The organism is Pararcticibacter amylolyticus (genome assembly GCF_003130405.1).
In the GTDB taxonomy this organism is placed as follows: domain Bacteria; phylum Bacteroidota; class Bacteroidia; order Sphingobacteriales; family Sphingobacteriaceae; genus Arcticibacter; species Arcticibacter amylolyticus.
Genome location: NZ_QEAS01000032.1, coordinates 19,633 through 23,017, shown reverse-complemented (window position 1 = coordinate 23,017; position 3,385 = coordinate 19,633). Strand labels below are relative to the sequence as shown.

Below are 3,385 nucleotides of genomic sequence, written 5' to 3'. Positions count from 1 at the left end.
CCGCTGTCTCCTGACAGCTAAATTAAAGACATGATAAATAAGACGAATATAAAAACTACTGCACTGGCTGCTGTATTGCTTGGGACAAGTTTTTCAGGTGCGGTGGCGCAGGATACGGTGAAATATACCGGAAATACTTTATCAAGCGTGGATTATCATCACGGGCAGCTGAGCCCGGCGGTAGGTGTGCATAATATTCAGGTTTTCAGGGCTAACAGGGAGCATCCGGAACTCGCAGGCGGAACGAACTGGACTTATAACCATCAGCCAATGCTGGCATACTGGAACAATACATTTTATCTGGAATATTTGGCTAACCCGGTTGGGGAGCATATTCCTCCGGGCCAGACATTTCTTTTGACGTCAAAAGACGGATACAACTGGAGCGCTCCCAAAGTTGCATTCCCTGTATACCGGATTCCCGATGGTACTGTGAAGGAAGGCTACCCGGGTGTAGCAAAAGATCTGGATGCTGTGATGCATCAGCGTATGGGCTTTTTCGTATCCAAAAATAACAGGCTTCTTGTCCTGGGCTATTACGGAATTGCTATGGACGCCAAGGATGATCCGAATGATGGAAAAGGAATCGGAAGGGTAGTGAGGGAAGTGTATGCCGACGGCAAATTCGGTCCGGTTTACTTTATCCGGAACAACGCGTCATGGAAACTGAAGAAGGGGGATTTCCCATTCTATACTAAGAGCAAAGACAAAGGATTTATAGAAGCTTGTAATGAACTGCTCGCGAACAGGCTGATGGTGCAGCAATGGGTAGAAGAAGCGGACAGGAATGATCCTTTGATAAGTTTACAAAGACCGGTAAAAGCTTTCAGTTTTTATCATCTCAATGATGGCAGGGTAGTGGGTTTGTGGAAACACGCTCTTACTTCTGTTTCAAAAGATCAGGGTAAAACCTGGGAATATAGTCCTTTGCGTGCGCCTGGTTTTGTCAACAGCAACGCAAAGATCTGGGGCCAGCGCACGTCTGATGGTCGTTATGCCACGGTTTATAACCCCTCTGAGTACAGATGGCCTCTTGCAGTCTCTACAAGCGACAACGGACTTGAATACAAAGATCTGCTCCTGGTGAACGGTGAAATCTCACCGATGAGGTACGGGGGCAATTATAAGTCTTACGGCCCTCAATATGTAAGGGGCATTGAAGAAGGGAATGGTAACCCTCCCGGTAAGAATATGTGGGTAACCTACAGCATGAACAAGGAGGATATATGGGTAGCGAAGGTACCAGTGAGCATAACATCAAAGGTTGGAGCCCAGGTGAATGAATCGTTTGGAGACATGCCCGAAGGCCAGGAACTGAATTTTTGGAATATCTATAGCCCGCTTTGGGCAACTGCGAAGATCGGAAAGGGAAGTGACGGAAAAAAAGCTCTTGTTCTGACCGATAAGGATCCCTATGATTTCGCAAAAGCGGAACGTGTGATCCCAGCGATGAAAAAAGGTACTGTTGAGTTCTCCGTGACCCCTGCCCAGAATGACAAGGGACTTCTGCATATTGAATTCCTGGATGAAAAAGGAAGTGCTGCTATCAGGCTGATCTTCAGTGCCGATGGCGAATTAAAGACGAAAGCGGGTTACAGGGATTCCGGGGTATCTAAATATGAAGCCGGAAAAGAGTATAAAGTTAAAGTGGACTTTAACACAGCTAGCCGCTCATACGTTATTTCTGTAAATGGGCAGACTAAAGGAACAAAGATCTTCTTTGCGCCGGTTCATGCCATTGAGAGAATAGCCTTCAGAACGGGCGAAGTCAGACGTTTTCCTGATGCCGATACTCCAACAGATCAGAATTTTGATCTGAAGAATCCGGGAGAGCCTGTAGCCGAAGCAAGTTATGCAATCAAATATTTCAAAACTTCTTTGTAGAATGAGGTTCAGCCGGATTTTTAGCGGACTGATAGTCCTCTTCGCTTTCACACTGGAGGCGAAAGCTTCCGTCACCCTGCCAAGGGTATTGGGGCATAATATGGTTCTTCAAAGAGAGAAACCGGTTTGTATATGGGGGACAGCAGCGGGAGGAGAGCGTATTACGGTGGCGTTCTCCGGGCAGAGAAAAGAGACGGTTACAGATAATTCGGGAAACTGGAAAATTTATCTTGACCCTATGCCTGCGTCTTCCGAAGGCTCTCAAATGACCATCACTGCGAGTAATACTATCAAGCTGGAGAACATTCTGGTAGGTGAGGTGTGGTTATGCTCCGGGCAGTCAAATATGGAGTTCACCATGCGGAAGAGCAGCAAGATGAAGCGTCCGGCAGTTGAAGGGCAAAATCCCGTAGACGAGCTGAACTATGCAAAAAATCCGGATATCCGCATTTTCCTGGTGAACCGCAAAGAACTTGCAAAACCCGATTCCCTTCACAGGGGATGGAACATTGCCAGGGATTCTGCTTTAAGGGTATTTTCTGCCCCGGCTTACTTCTTTGCAAAGGAATTGAATAAGCACCTGCATGTTCCGGTCGGAGTGATCTCTTCTGCTGTTCCGGGGAGCGCTATTGAGCCCTGGGCCCCCGCAGATGCTTTCAATGCATGCGCTTATTTAAAGGAAAGAAAGGTGCAGAATGACCCGGGGAAATTTTATACGCCAATGATCCGGCCCCTGGTTCCTTTTACTATTAAAGGGTTTTTATGGTACCAGGGAGAAACAAATTGCTTTCTTAATGAACGCCTGGAGTATACTCATAAGATGGAAGCTCTTATAGCGCGCTGGAGGAAAGACTGGGGAGATAAGAAACTTCCGTTCAACTTCGTTCAGATAGCCCCTTTTAAATATTCGGAAGCCAAAGATAAAACCGGTCTTACCAGGGAATCTCTTCCTGAATTCAGGGAAGCACAGGCTGCGGCGCTCAGGCTTCCTAATACGGGGATGATCGTGACGACTGACCTGGCAGACAATCTGAGCGATATACATCCTTCTTTCAAATGGGAAATCGGGCGCAGGCTTGCCCTGGTTGCTTTGGAGAAGAATTATGGGATTAAAAATTTAGTGAGTTCAGGACCTGTATATAAGGGGCTGAAAGTAAAAGGAAACAAAATTGAACTGACGTTCTCCTCTATAGGTTCGGGCTTGATCAGCAAAGATGGAAAACCTTTGTCTGATTTTCTCATTGCCGGAAGAGATAAGAAATTTGTTCCTGCACAGGCAGAGATAAGAGGGGATAAGGTGATTATTTCATCTGCGTTAGTGCCGGTGCCGGAAGCTGTGCGCTTTGCATGGGTGGAAACGGCGCAGCCTAATTTGTACAATAAGGAGGGCTTACCTGCCCGTCCTTTCCGTACAGACAATATTTTATTCAGTCAGTTTAAACCGGATATTAAGAATTAATGGGATTTTTTGGGAAAAATAGTAATAAGCGGTCGGCCTTGG

Annotated in this window: 2 protein-coding genes; both read left to right on the top strand. The window is 46.5% G+C overall.

What is annotated here, in order from left to right; translation table 11 throughout:
• Window positions 1-30: 30 nt before the first annotated feature.
• Window positions 31-1,884: an exo-alpha-sialidase gene (locus DDR33_RS23695; RefSeq protein WP_109418289.1), complete on the top strand. Its 1,854-nt coding sequence runs from the start codon at window positions 31-33 to the stop codon at window positions 1,882-1,884.
• 1 nt (window position 1,885) lies between these two features.
• Window positions 1,886-3,343 (top strand): sialate O-acetylesterase, encoded by a 1,458-nt coding sequence (locus DDR33_RS23690; protein ID WP_109418288.1) that lies wholly within the window; start codon window positions 1,886-1,888, stop codon window positions 3,341-3,343.
• Window positions 3,344-3,385 lie beyond the last annotated feature (42 nt).